Origin of the sequence: Bradyrhizobium sp. AUGA SZCCT0158, assembly GCF_018130065.1 — a bacterium.
In the GTDB taxonomy this organism is placed as follows: Bacteria; Pseudomonadota; Alphaproteobacteria; order Rhizobiales; family Xanthobacteraceae; genus Bradyrhizobium.
Window position 1 is genome coordinate 1 of the sequence record NZ_JAFCME010000043.1, and the last position, 13,998, is coordinate 13,998.

A 13,998-nucleotide genomic window follows, 5' to 3' on the forward strand; every position below is an offset into this window, starting at 1 on the left:
GTACCGGTGAACGCAGCGTTGGTCGGGTCCTGATCGGCGACGAGATTGTCGGCCGTTGCGCCCGCGATATCGACGGACGTGAACGCCGACTTGGTCGAGAAACCGACCGTCGTCTGCAGCGCCTGATTGGCGACGGACTTGGCGGAGTCGACGAGCTTCTGCAGCGAAGTGATGCCGGTGTTGGCGGACTGCAGGACCTGCACGCCGTTGCCGATGCCGTCGAGAAGATTGTTGATGTCGCTGGCGCGGCTATCGAGCGAGGCGGCGGTGAAATAGTTGGTCGGATTGTCGAGCGCCGTGTTGACCTTCTTGCCGGTCGAGAGGCGGGACTGCGTGGTCGCGAGAAGATCAGCGGTCGACTGCAGCGAGAGAAGGTTCTGGCGAACCGACGACGAGAGAACAATACCTGACATGACTCATATCCTTCTGGATGAACGCTGTTGACGCAACGCCGCAACTTTCATTCGGCGCCCGTGCCACACTGGTCTCCCCACGCCTACCCACTGGTTAACTTGCATGTCCGCACGACTACGCGACGGCGGAAAAAGTCGCTGCATCATCATTTATGGTAAACAGATTCTTACCGACGCGGACGGCCAGAGTTTCGCAACCGATCGCATGCGGCTCGCTCCCGCGAGCGGGAACGATCTCAGAGTTCTGCATTCACGGTGATCAAGCCGCCGACAAGCGCCTCGACGGTACCAATCGAACCGGTACAACGGAGAAGATAACGTCGGGCCGCGGCCGAAGGCGGCGATAGCCTGGAGTGCTTATCTCGACTCGGCGACGCCCGCATAGCGCGTCCGCGCTTCGTCGAGGCATTCGTTAATGACCGTCAGCAGCGCCGCCGGCGTAAACGGCTTGCGCAGGCAGCGCGCCGCGCCGAGTTCGAGCGCCATTCGCAGAAAGTCCGGCGCCGGCGAGTCGAGATTCGCAAACGCGTATCCGGACATTGCGACCAGCGGAATGGCCGGCGCGCGCTCGTGGAATATCCGGATCGATTCGAAACCGCGCATATGCGGCATGAAGATATCGACGATCATCAGGTCGAAACTGGCATCTTCGAGAGCGCGTAGCCCGGCTTCGCCGCCATCGGCAATCATCACTTCGAACCCGTGACGTTCCAGATAGATCTCAATGGCCATGCAAACCATCGGATCGTCATCGACAACGAGTACCCGTGTCATTTCAGCCCCCCGAAGCAAGATATCTGTCTTCAATCGCTCCTCAGTCGCAGCACGTGCGCAGCCGCCACCCTTTGTCTGGTTCGACGCAAAGTTGCGAGACCGTTGGGCCCGCCATCCACGATAGCGACCCTGAAACCGCACTGATTGAGCCAGCGCGTATCGCAAGGCGGGTATGAAGGTCGTCATCGACAACCAAAATACGACGCATGACGGCCTCCTCCGCCGTATCGGACGCGCTGCAAGAGACACATAACGACGCCAACCCGACGACACGCCTGATCAGGCACCCCAACGGCGCATCAAGGCCTTCTCGAGCGGCTTTTGCCTTGCGAATCAGCGCACTATTCGCAATTCCGTCGCAAATGGCCGAGTCTGTCTGCCCTCCACAGTGTATAGGGCGGGTTCCACAACCTTGAGCAAGCTCGGGACCATTCCGCCACGCGGCGGCATAGCTGATGCGAGACCGTTCAAGTCCCGCCTTCGGCCGGGATTGAGAGTGCGGGCGCCCTCCTAGTCGCCTGTTACAGGCTCTGCCCGCACCAGAGTGCCAGTCCCTGGCTGTACTTGAGACCGTCGAACCGGCCGAGGGCGGGGTCCCGAGCAAGGCCGGCGCCTTGGCCGCGGGGTCTACCTGCCCCTCAGGGGGTCGTTTCAACGGTGGTCAGCCTTTCCGAAGGTCAGACGTTGGAGGTCGCAAAGATGGGCCGCGACAGCCTCGTCGGCGTCCGTGACCTTCGACGCCGGGCCAGCACCGACCGACGCCACCACCTCCCTTCTCAGGGCTGGGCGCCTTCAGGCGGCCACTAGGCGCAGTGGCGCCAACGGAGCCAAGGCAGCGGCAGAGTGCGGCTATTTGCCGATATTTCCCGCCGGCGATTCATGGCAAGATGAACGGGCATTTTTGACGGCGTATATTGCATATTTTTGGTGCCTGGCACCCTGAGACCGGCTTTGACCGTAAGGCAGGAGACTGCTTTGGATTCAGCCCCTCGTTCCCCGAATGGATTTTTGTCTTCGCTGACTGCGGACGATTTTGAATTGATCCGCCCGCATTTGCGCTCCGCCGACCTCACCCAGGATCTGGTGCTGGTGGAAGTCGACGAGACGCTCAAGCGCGCCTACCTGCCGCACCGAGGCGTGATCTCGCTCGTGGTCAAGCTCGCGCGAGGCGAGCACGTCCAGATCGCGATGGTCGGCCGCGACAGCATCTTCGGCGCATTCTCCGCCCTCGGCGACCCGATCGCGCTGAACAGCGCGCTGGTGCTGGTCCCCGGCGTGGCCTCGACGATCGACCTCGATCAGCTTCGGGCGGCTGCCGACCAGAGCGCGACGCTGCGCACTTTGCTGGCACGGCACGGATTGGCGGTCTACGCGCAGATCCAGCAGACTGCGGGCTGCAACGCCTCGCACACGGTAGAGTCCCGGCTGGCGCGCTGCTTGTTACATACCCGCGACCTGTCCGGCAGCGACAAGCTCGTGCTGACCCAGGAAGCGATGGCGCAGATGATCGGCGCGCGTCGCAACAGCGTATCGCTGGTGGCCAACACGCTGCAGCAGGCGAATTTCATCCATTACAGCCGCGGACATATCGAGATCACCAATCTGGACGGCCTGATCAGGACCTCCTGCGAGTGCTACGCGACGGTCAAGACCCAGTACGACCGCCTGCTGCATTCGCGCATCCATTGCGCGGCGGCGTGACCCTCGGCCGCTGTCCATGGGCGGGCGGGCTCCCGAGCCCATTGATAGGCGCCGGCCGGGCGATGCGCGTGAAGATTGCGCCCCGCGATCCGGCCAGCCGGGAACTCACCGTATAATTACGGCCAGGCCCCGGCATTTGCCCGGGATTTATTCGGCCGCGAGTTAACGCGCTGTTCAATGACCCCTGATACTTGTCACGGTGCTGACGGGCAGGTTCGGGAAAGAGCATCGAGACGATTTCGAATGCCACGCGAGTTCACCCGTGTTCGGCGGTTTGCTAGCTGCGCGGAGTAAAGACATGGCTTTTGATTTGTCGATGCCGATCCTGGTGGTCGATGACTACAGCACCATGATCCGCATCATCCGCAACCTCCTCAAGCAGCTCGGATTCGAGAACGTCGACGATGCCAGCGACGGCTCGGCGGCGCTCGCCAAGATGCAGGGCAAGCGATACGGCCTCGTGATCTCCGACTGGAACATGGAGCCGATGACGGGCTACGACCTGCTGAAGGAAGTCCGCGCGAGCCCGGAATTCTCAAACACGCCCTTCATCATGATAACGGCGGAATCGAAGACGGAGAACGTCATCGCCGCGAAGAAGGCCGGCGTCAGCAACTACATCGTCAAACCGTTCAACGCGGCGACGCTGAAGACCAAGATGGAAGCCGTGTTCCCCAGCGCGGCCGAATAGCATCGTGCCCGGGCGCGCCGCGTCGCGCTGAAGGCCGCCATCCAGCGCCGCCTCGCCCTCTATCCTCGCGGCCATCAGACGCAAAGCGGTATCGGCGAACGCCGAGGCGGCATCCGACCTGCCTCGCAGTGTCCGGACGGGACGGCCCCGCGCGCCGCAGGCGCGGCTTGCCGTACTACTACGGTTTACGATTTTCACAGACGGATAACGTTGAATCGCGATAGTCGCGTGGACCAAGGAGCACCCTCATGTTCACGTTCGAAACGAGCGATCAGAAAGAAGTGCGGCGTTTCCGTATCGCCCAGTTCAACGGCAGAACCGCAACCTTCCGCTCGGCCGGCTCGGCCGTCACCGGCCACGTTCGATCGATCGTGGAAAACAAGTCGAGTGTTCCGGCGGCCTGGGTGATCACCATCATCCCGGAAGGCCCAAAACCGGCCATCGCCGCCCGGCCCGCACCCCGCATGCGCTCATTCGCGGAAGACTTCTGCTGAGCGCAACCTGGCGCGATCTTCTCGGAAATCCGGCTCCCGCTGTTCCGGATCACCCTCTGGTCCGACCCCGTCGGCCCTGTCGCGATTGCAATCGGCTTTTGTGAACCTGCAGCATTGCGGTGCTTCCACCGCAGGCGCAGTGCACATTTGCATTCTGAGCAAATGAAATAATCAGGCCGGCTGCAACAACGCCTTGCGGACGAGATCCGCGGTGTTGCGGGCGCCAAGCTTGCGCATGGCTTCGGCGCGATGGCTCTCGAACGTCCTCGGGCTGATGTTCATCCGCAAGGCGCCTTGCTTGTTGGAGCAGCCTTCACTGATCAGGCTCAGCACCTCGCGCTCGCGCTTGGTGAGCGGCTTCTGACCGGACTCCGAGGCGAACATCACCCCCGGCGTGCGACCGCCATCCTTGGTGCGGTTGGCCTGGCTCTCCCGCCCCTGCTTGCGATCGGATTCAGAAGCAAAGGCGGGATGCTTGTCCGACATCTGCTTCACCACGACGCAGACGCGTTCGAGTTGTTGAACCGCGTTGTCGACGACCTGTTGCAGGTAGACGCGATTGCCGGGCGCCTCGGAGAACTGGTGGCTGTGCTGCTTGATCTCGTTCATGTAGAGCAGCAGCGCTGTCAGCGGTCCATTCAACTGGCGAGCGATCGACGCTTCCGCTTCTTCCGTTGCGCGAGCACGCGCGACGGACAACTGGACGATTTCAAGATTGCTCTCGAGAGGCGTGACGGTTTCCATCCACGTCGGAAAGTGGGAATCACCGGCTCGATGGTCTTGCTGCGACATATAACTAATTTATCGATTCCATCGCCGCCGGTGGTTAATTTTTTAACCAGTAAGAATACGGGGAACCGGCAAGTGGACCGGAAACTGAACCAATGCGAGGGGTTTTGGCCTTCAATCGAGGAAGTACGATGCCACCGGTTCAGGACTCCGTAGTTTTACGGCTCGTAGAAATGCGTTGGCCTCGCGGCTCAATCCCTCATAATTTCGCCTTATGGGTATTTGCTTCTCTAATGCACTCAATTTGATTCGTTATGGTCCCATCCGCTGAACTGTTTAAACTAGGCAGCCATGCGGCAACGCAACAAGCCGCATGTGGGGGCCTCACCGGCAATTCGCAGACGCAGCTTCGATGAAATATTCGTCGCTGTTTCCGCTAAGCGACGGATCGGACGCAACCTCGACGCGGGTCAGTTGCGCGGGAGCACAGGAACTTTTCGAGGAAGCGTCCCGAGGCGACGAGCCTGAACCACCAATATGCTTTCCGCCGCGTTGTCATGCGCCGTCGTTAACGCCGGTGCCGGCACCCGCGTGTGAATTGCTTCACAGAGAGCCGTAGAAACACTGTGATCGCAGGCGACCACGGCTTCACCGATTTGCTAGGTGCAGGCCGCGCGATGACCGACGCGCGACATCAACAGTAACGAAATCAAGAGAAGGCAGACGGCGATGTCGACATCGCCGCGCACGACAAGGCGTTGCGGGCGCGCACCAACCGTCCAAACAAGCAGCCGTCCAAATGAAGAATGGCAGCGGATCAGCCGAGCCGGCTGATCTGCTCCTCCGTCACGACGCGCTCGACGTTCTCGGTCTTGCTCTTGATGCGGTAGCGCGGGCGGCCGTCGGCCTCGATCGGCAGGCAGGTGACGATGGTGTAGATGCTGCGTTCCTTGACGGTGGCGCGGCCCTGCGGCCCCTGCAGCTGGTGGTGCACGTCGTCATTGATTGCGTAATTGTGGGCCATCGCCTGTCTTCCCGTTGGAAAAAAGGCTTGTAGTCTCAACGGCCTCGCAAGGCAACCCATCGTTGGCGGGGAACCGGCGCGCCGGTACGCATAGCCAGCCGTTGGGGCCTATCAGGCCGCCAAAAGCGCCTTTCGCCTGATGACGCGGGCGATCGATTCCTTAATGGCGGAACCCGTTAAGGTCCCATTATCAAGGGATTGCTCGACGGATTGGGCGATGGCGGCCATTTCCCGCTCCTGATCGAACAGATTGTTGCCGATGCAGAGCATGTCGATACCGGCCCTCAGCGATTGAAGGCTGGCTTGCCGCGTGCCCAACGCCTTCTGCAGACCCTGCATTTGCATGTCGTCGGTGATCAGGAGCGTATTGGGAAGCCGCTGGCGCAACCGGGCAAGGCCGGCGGCAGACAGGGTCATCGGATTGTCGCGGTCCCATTGCCTGACGATGGCGTGGCTGACCAGCACGGCATCGCCGAACATTTTTGGCGCCAGCGAATAGAACAGCTCTTCCTGCTCGGTGCGCAGACTGTCGGAAATGTCCATGAACTCCTGATGCGAATCCACCACCGCGCCGCCGATGCCGGGGAAATGCTTCAGACAAAGCCCGATGCCCGCCGCGCGCGCGACCTCGCTCACCAGCAGCGCATTGGCCTCCACCTCGCCGATATCGGCGGACCAGGAACGCTTGATCTTGCCGATGTTCGGATTATCGGGATTGTAATCAACGTCGATGACGGGCGCGAAGTCGTAGTGAATGCCGAGACGGCGCATTTCGGCAAAACTGGCGGCAAGTACTTCCCGCTTCTCGCTCAAAGCAAGATGGTTGAATTCCTTCGGGCTCGGCAGCGGCTTGAACCCCTTACTCTCCTTGAGCCGCCGCACCAGCCCGCCCTCCTGGTCGATGAACACCATCGGCCGCGACGGCAGGCGGGAGATCTCCTCGCAGAGACGCTGCACCTGCTCCGGCGATTCAATGTTGTTGTCGTATTTTTGCGTCTGGCAGGAATAATCGAACAGGATCACGCCGCCCAAGCCGTACTTGGCCGCAAATTCCCGCAGCCATGCCGGGATGGTTTTGCCGAAGAAGCCGAGAATGAAGAGTTCGCCGACGGGCATGGCAGTCCTGATCACCGATCCCGCGTGCCGAAAAGCCAACAACACTCAACGATGTTCGACCGGCTTGTGTTTCGACCCTGTAACACCCAAGAGCACTTTTGGTCCAGCCTGCGCGGGAGACGGAGACGAGCAGTCGATTCCATGTTCGGTGCGCGGACAGTCCCGCTCGCGGTGACGGTGGCAAATCGACAGAAAGCACCTAGATGACCCCGCATGAAAAGCATCGGATTCCTGTCGTTCGGGCACTGGACACCCTCTTCGCAATCGCAGACCCGCTCGGCGGCGGACACGCTGCTGCAATCCATCGATTTGGCCATCGCGGCCGAGGAATTGGGCGCCGACGGCGCCTATTTCCGCGTTCATCACTTCGCCCGCCAACTCGCCTCGCCTTTCCCGTTGCTGGCAGCGGTCGGCGCGAAAACCAGCCGCATCGAGATCGGCACGGCCGTTATCGACATGCGCTATGAGAACCCGCTCTACATGGTGGAAGACGCCGGCGCGGCCGATCTCATCTCGGGCGGGCGCCTGCAACTTGGAATCAGCCGGGGATCGCCCGAGCAGGTCATCGATGGATGGCGGCATTTCGGCTATCAACCGGCCGAAGGCGAGACCGAAGCCGACATGGGCCGGCGCCATGCCCAGGTCTTTCTCGACGTGCTGGGCGGCCATGGCTTCGCGCAGCCCAATCCACGTCCGATGTTTCCAAATCCGCCAGGCTTGTTGCGACTTGAACCGCATTCCCAAGGATTGCGGGATCGCATCTGGTGGGGAGCCGGCTCGAACGCCACGGCAATATGGGCAGCGAAGCTCGGCATGAACCTGCAGAGTTCGACGCTCAAGAACGACGAAACCGGCGAGGCTTTCCACATCCAGCAGGCCGCCCAGATCAGGGCCTACCGCTCGGCGTGGAAGGAGGCAGGCCATGCGCGCGAGCCACGGGTGTCCGTCAGCCGCAGCATCATCGCCATCATGGATGATCGTGATCGCGCTTACTTCGGCCGCGGTGGAGACGAGGATGACCAGATCGGCTTTATCTCCCCGGAGACCCAGGCGATCTTCGGCCGCAGCTATGCGGCCGAGCCGGACGTGCTGATTGAGCAGCTGAGGAAAGACGAGGCGATCAATGAGGCCGACACGTTGCTGTTGACCGTCCCGAACCAGCTCGGCGTCGCCTACAATGCCCATGTCATTGAATCGATTCTGACGCACGTGGCGCCCGCGCTCGGGTGGCGCTAAGGGCTGTTGGGACGTTTCCACGGCTGGCATCCGCTTCGCGCCGGGATCGAGCGACCTTCAGAACAGGCGGTACCCCAAAAGAGGCAACCAGGTTCCATCCGCTCCGCGATATGTGATACGCAAAAACCGCCGAGCGTTGTGTTACAATTCCGTTGCCTGGCATATCCCACTCGAAAGGAGGCCGAGTTGAGCGTTGCCTTCACCAAGGAAGACAGTGCCGAAACCGCATCGGAGACACTGCTCCCCGATCGCCCGATCTCTGCTCATCCGAACCTGGTTACGGAAGCGGGATTGAAGGCGCTCGAGTTTCAACTGCAACAGGCGCGCGAGGCGTACGAGACGGCGCAGCAGATCGAAGACGTGAATGAGCGGCGGCGGCAAGCGGCAACGCCCTTGCGGGATGCGCGCTACTTTGCGGCGAGAGTTCGGACGGCTCAGCTCGTCGCCAAGCCTACGTCAGTCGACAAGGTTGCGTTCGGGAGCACGGTGACCTTCAGGCGCGAGGATGGGCGCGTGCAGAAATATCATATCGTGGGAGAGGACGAAGCGGACCCCAAGGCCGGCTCCATTTCCTTCGTGTCCCCGGTGGCAATATCTCTGATGGGCAAAGCTGTCGGAGATGTCGTCGGCGTATCCGGTCACGAGCTCGAGATCATTGCGATCTCCTGAGCCCAAGGAATTCGGCAACTCACAGCAAATTGACGGGCGCTTCCCGACAAGCGCCAGAATCGTGCCCGCAAAAAGGTCCATCGGCGTCAACGAGACGATGGCCCAGTATGGTGACAAGTTCCACGCGCCGGTGGCGACATCATCGACCGACAGGCCTGATCGTTCTTCCCGTTCTGCTACTCGCGCTGGCGGGCGGGTCGGTCGCGGATATTGGCATGGACGCCAAAATTCAGCACATCGTCACGGCTTATCTGGCGCCGGAGACCGTGGGGAAGCCGGGCGGTCTCGCTGTGGCCGTCTACGCTGCGGGTCACACCGAGTTTTTCAACTACGGCGTCGCCGACGAAGCGACAAGGCAGCCGATCACTTCAGACACGTTGTTCAGCGTAGCGTCGGTGCGCAAACCGTTTGAGGCAACCCTGGTCGCGCTGGGTACGCTTCGCGGCGAACTCCGTCTCGATGATCCCGTGAGCAGATATGTCCCCGAGCTGCGCGGCGACTACATCAAACGCGTGACGATCGGCGAACTGGCAACGCATACATCCGGGCTCCTGCTGCCGACCGATCACCCGCCATGGCCGAACGATTCGTTCACGCTGCCGCGATTCTTCGAGGCGCTCAACGCCTGGACGCCGCCATCAGGCGAGCAGCCGGGCAAGCAGCGCATCTACACCCACGCGGGATATGTGCTGCTGCAGCTCGCGCTCGAACGTCGCTACGGTCGACCCATCGGTGATCTCGTTGAGGCGCGTATTCTAAAGCCCCTTGGCATGAACCAGACATTCCTTCCCGAGCGCGGGCCGGACCATCGCGCCATGCTGGCTCCGGAACTGATGGAGCGTGTCGTGCAGGGCTACTCCGATACGGGCATGGCGATTGGTCCCCCTGGAGATCAGCAGACTTACTACGATTTCCCGAGGACTGGTCAGATGTTCACCTCGGCGCGCGATCTGGCCACCTTTCTGGCTGCCTTCATCGATGGAGAGGCGATCGATCCGCAGTTGCGGCAAGCATTGCAGATGACGCAGCGTGAGGCATTTCACGTGACCGAGAAGTTCGGACAGGCGATGGCCTGGGAAAACATCCACTTGAACGACGTGACCGTCGTCGACAAGCCGGGCGGACTTAACAACGCGTCGGCCTATCTCGGCCTGGTGCCGGCGCACAAGGTCGGTATCGTCCTGCTCGCCAACCGCGGCGAATTTCCGCATGAGATCGCCCGCTACCACGTGCTGCCTGAATTGGCGCGAGAATAGCGACGCGCCGGTGGCCGTCATAAGTCGCCCGGCCTGTGGCTCCCGTGTTGTCATATGGCGGTGCAGCGAGCCGGGCTGACGCGACCGGCCGCTTTTCAATTTTGCATACCTTCTCGACGAAACGGCGTCGTACTATCCCTGCAACGCGTGTTCGAGATCGAGAAAAAGGGGAGCCTCTCCGTGGCGGATCTGCAGAAGAAAGAGCCGGTCGCACTGCCGACCTGGCCCGACGACGTGTACCGCGTCCTCAAGGAGGCTGACGTGCGCCAGGTCGGAATGGTGCCGGATGCGGGGCACAGCCGCCTCATCCGCGCATTCGAGGCGGATCCTCAAGCCCGTGTCATCACACTGACCACCGAAGAGGAAGGGATCGCCATGCTGGCAGGTGCCTGGCTCGGCGGAGAACGCGGCGTCCTGCTGCTGCAATCGAGCGGCGTCGGCAACTGCATCAACATGCTGTCGCTGCCGATGATCTGCCGCATGCCGCTCTTGATGCTGGTGACGATGCGCGGCGAATGGGGTGAGTTCAACCCGTGGCAGGTCCCGATGGGCCAGGGCACCAGGGCCGTCCTCGAAGCCATGGGCGTGATCGTGACGCGCGCCGACGAGCCGCATCTGGTCGCTTCGACCGTATCCGGCGCGGCCAACCTTGCCTTCAACACCTGGCGGCCCGCCGCCGTCCTGATCGGACAGCGCGTGCTCGGCGCCAAGAATTTCAAGGAGCTTGCCCGCAAATGAACGTTCCCAACGAACTGCTGCATCGCCGCGATGTCGTCAATGAATTGCTGCGCGATCGCAGCGATCTCCTGGTCGTTGCCGGGCTCGGCGCCCCCAACTGGGATATCTCGGCTGCGGGCGACAGCCCGAACAACTTCCCGCTCTGGGGCGCGATGGGCGCGGCCGCCATGATGGGCTTTGGTCTTGCCATCGCGCAGCCCAAGCGCCGGGTGCTCGTCATCACCGGCGACGGCGAGATGCTGATGAGCCTCGGCGCGCTTGCCACGATCGCGGTCCAGAACCCTCCTAACCTCACTATCGCCGTGCTTGATAATGAGCGCTTCGGCGAGACCGGAATGCAGAAGACCCACACGGCAGCCGGCGTCGATCTCGCCGGGATCGCCACGGCCGCCGGCTTCAGGACATCGCGGATCGTCAGGACCATGGCCGAGGTCACCGAGATCCGCGATCTCGCACACCGCGGCAACGGGCCCGTGTTCGCGCAGGTCAAGATCAATCCCGAAGCGCTTTACTTCGTGCTGCCGCCGGCCGACGGCGGTATCCTCAGCACCCGCTTCAGGCAATCCGTGCTGGGCGACGGCTCGCTGTATAATTGACAGAAATAAAGGACGCTGAACGGCAACACGCGGGACATGCTCAACCTCGCGATGCCGGGGCCCGCCGGCTTGGCAACCTCGATCAGGACATCGCGGCGATCAGGTCGTCGGCGCGGGTCACCATCGCCACGTTCTGGATCGCGTAGTTCACCGCGGCGATGTGCCATTCGGCGTTCATCGTCGAGCAGCAATCCTCCGGCACGATCATGTAGAAGCCTTTGTCCGCGCCGGTGCGGGCGGTGTGCTCGATCGACATATTGGTCCAGGCACCGGTGACGATGACGAAATCGCGCCCGGCCGCCTTCAGCATGGCCTCCAGCCTCGTGCCCTCCCAGGCGCTCATCCGCATTTTCTCCACCACCTGGTCGCCGGCGTGCGGCTCCAGTCCCGGCACCGGCGCAGCGCCCCAGGTGCCGCGCACCAGTGCCTTTGCGTCGATCAACCCTTCGAACAGCGGCGCATTCGCGGTCACGCCAGGCGCGCCCGGCTCGACCACGAACCAGACGTGAATCACCAGGACGCCGCGGGCACGCGCAGCCTCCGCGAGCCGCTTTGCGTTGGCGATGGCGTTCTGTTCGCGGCAATGCACCGGCGAGCCGGATGACGCAAAGGCGCCGCCGTCCATCACGACGTCGTTCTGCATGTCCTGAATGATCAGCGCGCAGCGCGTCGGATCGACCGCGTAACCCGGCTCGGCGATTTGGGCTGCGGACCGATTGACGGTGGCCACCGGCGCCGGCTCCGGCCGGGCTGCGGCCGGCGAATTTTGGCCGGCGCGCATATAGGGCTCGTTGCGCGGTCCGACCTTCACCGGCACCGCATAAACCGAATGCGTCGCGGTGATGTAGAGCGTGCGCCAATCGGGGCCGCCCCAGGTCAGATTGCTGACCAGCTCGGGAACGCGCAGCTTGCCGATCAATCGGCCGTCCGGCGTATAGACCCAGATTCCGCCCGGCGCCGACACCCAGACATTGCCGAGCGCGTCGCATTTCATGCCGTCCGGCACGCCGGGCTCGGTGGCCGAGACGATGTTGGAGGCGAACACCCGGCCGTTGCGGAGACCGCCGCCGGCATCGACGTCGAACACGCGGATCAGATGCTTGACGGTATCGTTGACGTAGAGCCGCTGCTCATCCGGCGAAAAGCACAGCCCGTTCGGCTGATCGAACAGATAGCGGTCGACCAGCAATTCCGGAGGGCCGCCGCGGGGCGGCACACGATAGACGCCCTGGAAGCCGAGCTGGCGGGGCCGTTCGACGCCGTAGACCGGCATCCGGCCGTACCACGGGTCGGAGAAATAGATCGCACCGTCGGACTTGACGCAGACGTCGTTCGGCGAGTTCAGCTCCAGCCCGTCGAAATGCGACGCCAAAATCTCGCGCCGCCCGTCGGGGCGTTCGCGTACCAGCGTGGAGGTGGCGTGTTCGCAGACGATCAGGTTCAGCCCGGCATCATAGGTCATGCCGTTGCATTTGTTGGATGGACGCATCGCGTCGCGAACGCCCTGCGCGTCGAGACAGCGGCGCACGTCGCCCGGCATGTCGGAGAACAGCAAGTCATGCGTCTTCGGGTGCCAGACCGGCCCTTCCGTGAACTGGAATCCGGTGCCGGCCTGCCGCACCGGCGCCCACAGGTCGATCAATTCGGCAAAGGACGGGCGCAGCGCGATATGCGTGGTCATCGCTGGTCTCCGAAGCCGCCGCTCACGCTGCGAACCAATTGCGTGACGGCAGCGATTGTACCGTCGGTCCCGGCACCGCCATGTCGAGCCGCGCCACGACCTGGCCGTGCTCGATCTTGGCCGGCTTGTCATGCACCGGCAGCAGGAAGCGCGAACCGGACAGCAGCCGCTTGATCGCCGCCTTCTCCTCGCGCTTGGTGTTGCCGTGATTGCCTGTGGTGCGGGGCTCGTTATGATGCAGTTCGTGGAAAGGATTCACGATCTGGTCGTTGAAATCGTAGATCACGTCGCCGCATATGGTGGCGCGGCCCTCGGCGGTCTCGACATGGATGTTCATCGAACCTTCGGTGTGGGCGCCCGCTGCATCGACGGTGACGCCGGGGCAGACCTCGATCGGGCCGGACAGTTCGAGGTCCTCGAGACGCAACGCGTGGCGGGTGTGCAGCCGGTCGATCAAATGCTTGATGTCAGGCGCCGGATATTGCGGATGCATCAGGCCCGACACCGAATATTCCAATTCGCGCCGGTTCAGCAGCACCGTCGTGTTCATCGGGAACAACTCGTCCTTGCCGGCATGGTCGATGTGGAGATGGGTGTGCATGACGTAGCGCACATCGCCCATCCGCACGCCATGCCTGGCGAGCTGGTTCTCGATCATGTTCTCATGGTGCTGCAGGCCGCGCATGCCGAGGCTTTCCATGATCTGATTGTGCCGATAGCCGGTATCGACCACCATCGGCCACGGCCCTCCGAGGATCAGGAAGCCGTATGTGTATACCCGCCTGGTGCGCCCGCAATCACGTCCCAGCACGAGGAAGCTGGATTCCAGTTCGATGTCGCCGTAGTCCAGGATCTTGATTTCGAGCGCCATGTGATCGTT

14 protein-coding genes and 1 pseudogene are annotated in these 13,998 nt (G+C 62.4%); 8 read left to right on the plus strand and 7 right to left on the minus strand.

Annotated features, from left to right (window positions below; genetic code table 11):
- Both JQ574_RS32960 and JQ574_RS32965 read right to left on the minus strand, forming a co-directional pair.
- Window positions 1-413 (minus strand): annotated as a pseudogene (locus JQ574_RS32960) (flagellar protein); the annotation flags it as partial.
- A gap of 357 nt (window positions 414-770) precedes the next feature.
- The gene (locus JQ574_RS32965; protein WP_212204293.1) at window positions 771-1,187 is read right to left on the minus strand and encodes a response regulator; all 417 of its coding nucleotides are present in this window, start codon (window positions 1,185-1,187) and stop codon (window positions 771-773) included.
- 975 nt (window positions 1,188-2,162) lie between these two features.
- Here JQ574_RS32965 and JQ574_RS32970 point away from each other — a divergent pair.
- From JQ574_RS32970 to JQ574_RS32980, 3 genes are all read left to right on the plus strand, one after another.
- Window positions 2,163-2,888 carry a Crp/Fnr family transcriptional regulator gene (locus tag JQ574_RS32970; protein WP_212204291.1) on the plus strand — a complete coding sequence of 242 codons (726 nt, stop codon included), beginning with the start codon at window positions 2,163-2,165 and terminating at the stop codon, window positions 2,886-2,888.
- 298 nt (window positions 2,889-3,186) lie between these two features.
- A complete protein-coding gene (locus JQ574_RS32975; RefSeq protein ID WP_192740568.1) occupies window positions 3,187-3,579 on the plus strand; it encodes a response regulator in 393 nt (130 codons plus the stop codon).
- Between the two features lie 248 nt (window positions 3,580-3,827).
- A complete protein-coding gene (locus JQ574_RS32980) occupies window positions 3,828-4,073 on the plus strand; it encodes a hypothetical protein (protein ID WP_212204289.1) in 246 nt (81 codons plus the stop codon).
- Window positions 4,074-4,244: 171 nt separating this feature from the next.
- Here the strand turns inward: JQ574_RS32980 and JQ574_RS32985 are convergent, their stop codons facing one another.
- The 3 genes from JQ574_RS32985 to JQ574_RS32995 all read right to left on the minus strand — a co-directional run bounded on the left by JQ574_RS32985 (window position 4,245) and on the right by JQ574_RS32995 (window position 6,942).
- The gene (locus tag JQ574_RS32985) at window positions 4,245-4,865 is read right to left on the minus strand and encodes a helix-turn-helix transcriptional regulator (protein WP_212204287.1); all 621 of its coding nucleotides are present in this window, start codon (window positions 4,863-4,865) and stop codon (window positions 4,245-4,247) included.
- A gap of 754 nt (window positions 4,866-5,619) precedes the next feature.
- Window positions 5,620-5,826: a hypothetical protein gene (locus JQ574_RS32990; RefSeq protein WP_192740564.1), complete on the minus strand. Its 207-nt coding sequence runs from the start codon at window positions 5,824-5,826 to the stop codon at window positions 5,620-5,622.
- A gap of 111 nt (window positions 5,827-5,937) precedes the next feature.
- Window positions 5,938-6,942 (minus strand): glycoside hydrolase family 3 N-terminal domain-containing protein, encoded by a 1,005-nt coding sequence (locus tag JQ574_RS32995; protein WP_212204285.1) that lies wholly within the window; start codon window positions 6,940-6,942, stop codon window positions 5,938-5,940.
- A 213-nt stretch (window positions 6,943-7,155) separates the two neighbouring features.
- On the opposite strand from JQ574_RS32995, the gene JQ574_RS33000 reads away from it, so the two are divergent.
- From JQ574_RS33000 to JQ574_RS33020, 5 genes are all read left to right on the plus strand, one after another.
- Window positions 7,156-8,178, plus strand: coding sequence for an LLM class flavin-dependent oxidoreductase (locus JQ574_RS33000; protein ID WP_212204283.1), 1,023 nt, complete (start codon window positions 7,156-7,158; stop codon window positions 8,176-8,178).
- A 186-nt stretch (window positions 8,179-8,364) separates the two neighbouring features.
- Complete coding sequence (greA, locus tag JQ574_RS33005) at window positions 8,365-8,847, plus strand: transcription elongation factor GreA (protein ID WP_212204281.1); 483 nt, start codon at window positions 8,365-8,367, stop codon at window positions 8,845-8,847.
- A gap of 215 nt (window positions 8,848-9,062) precedes the next feature.
- Window positions 9,063-10,103 (plus strand): serine hydrolase, encoded by a 1,041-nt coding sequence (locus JQ574_RS33010; protein ID WP_212204273.1) that lies wholly within the window; start codon window positions 9,063-9,065, stop codon window positions 10,101-10,103.
- A 180-nt stretch (window positions 10,104-10,283) separates the two neighbouring features.
- Window positions 10,284-10,841 (plus strand): thiamine pyrophosphate-binding protein, encoded by a 558-nt coding sequence (locus tag JQ574_RS33015; protein ID WP_312014706.1) that lies wholly within the window; start codon window positions 10,284-10,286, stop codon window positions 10,839-10,841.
- The gene (locus JQ574_RS33020; RefSeq protein ID WP_212204269.1) at window positions 10,838-11,437 is read left to right on the plus strand and encodes a thiamine pyrophosphate-dependent enzyme; all 600 of its coding nucleotides are present in this window, start codon (window positions 10,838-10,840) and stop codon (window positions 11,435-11,437) included. Before JQ574_RS33015 ends, JQ574_RS33020 begins: the two co-directional genes overlap by 4 nt.
- Before the next feature lie 82 nt (window positions 11,438-11,519).
- Here JQ574_RS33020 and JQ574_RS33025 read toward each other — a convergent pair whose 3' ends face one another.
- Both JQ574_RS33025 and JQ574_RS33030 read right to left on the minus strand, forming a co-directional pair.
- Window positions 11,520-13,118 carry an isochorismatase family protein gene (locus JQ574_RS33025; RefSeq protein ID WP_212204267.1) on the minus strand — a complete coding sequence of 533 codons (1,599 nt, stop codon included), beginning with the start codon at window positions 13,116-13,118 and terminating at the stop codon, window positions 11,520-11,522.
- A 22-nt stretch (window positions 13,119-13,140) separates the two neighbouring features.
- A complete protein-coding gene (locus JQ574_RS33030) occupies window positions 13,141-13,989 on the minus strand; it encodes an MBL fold metallo-hydrolase (protein ID WP_211995578.1) in 849 nt (282 codons plus the stop codon).
- Between the last annotated feature and the right edge of the window lie 9 nt (window positions 13,990-13,998).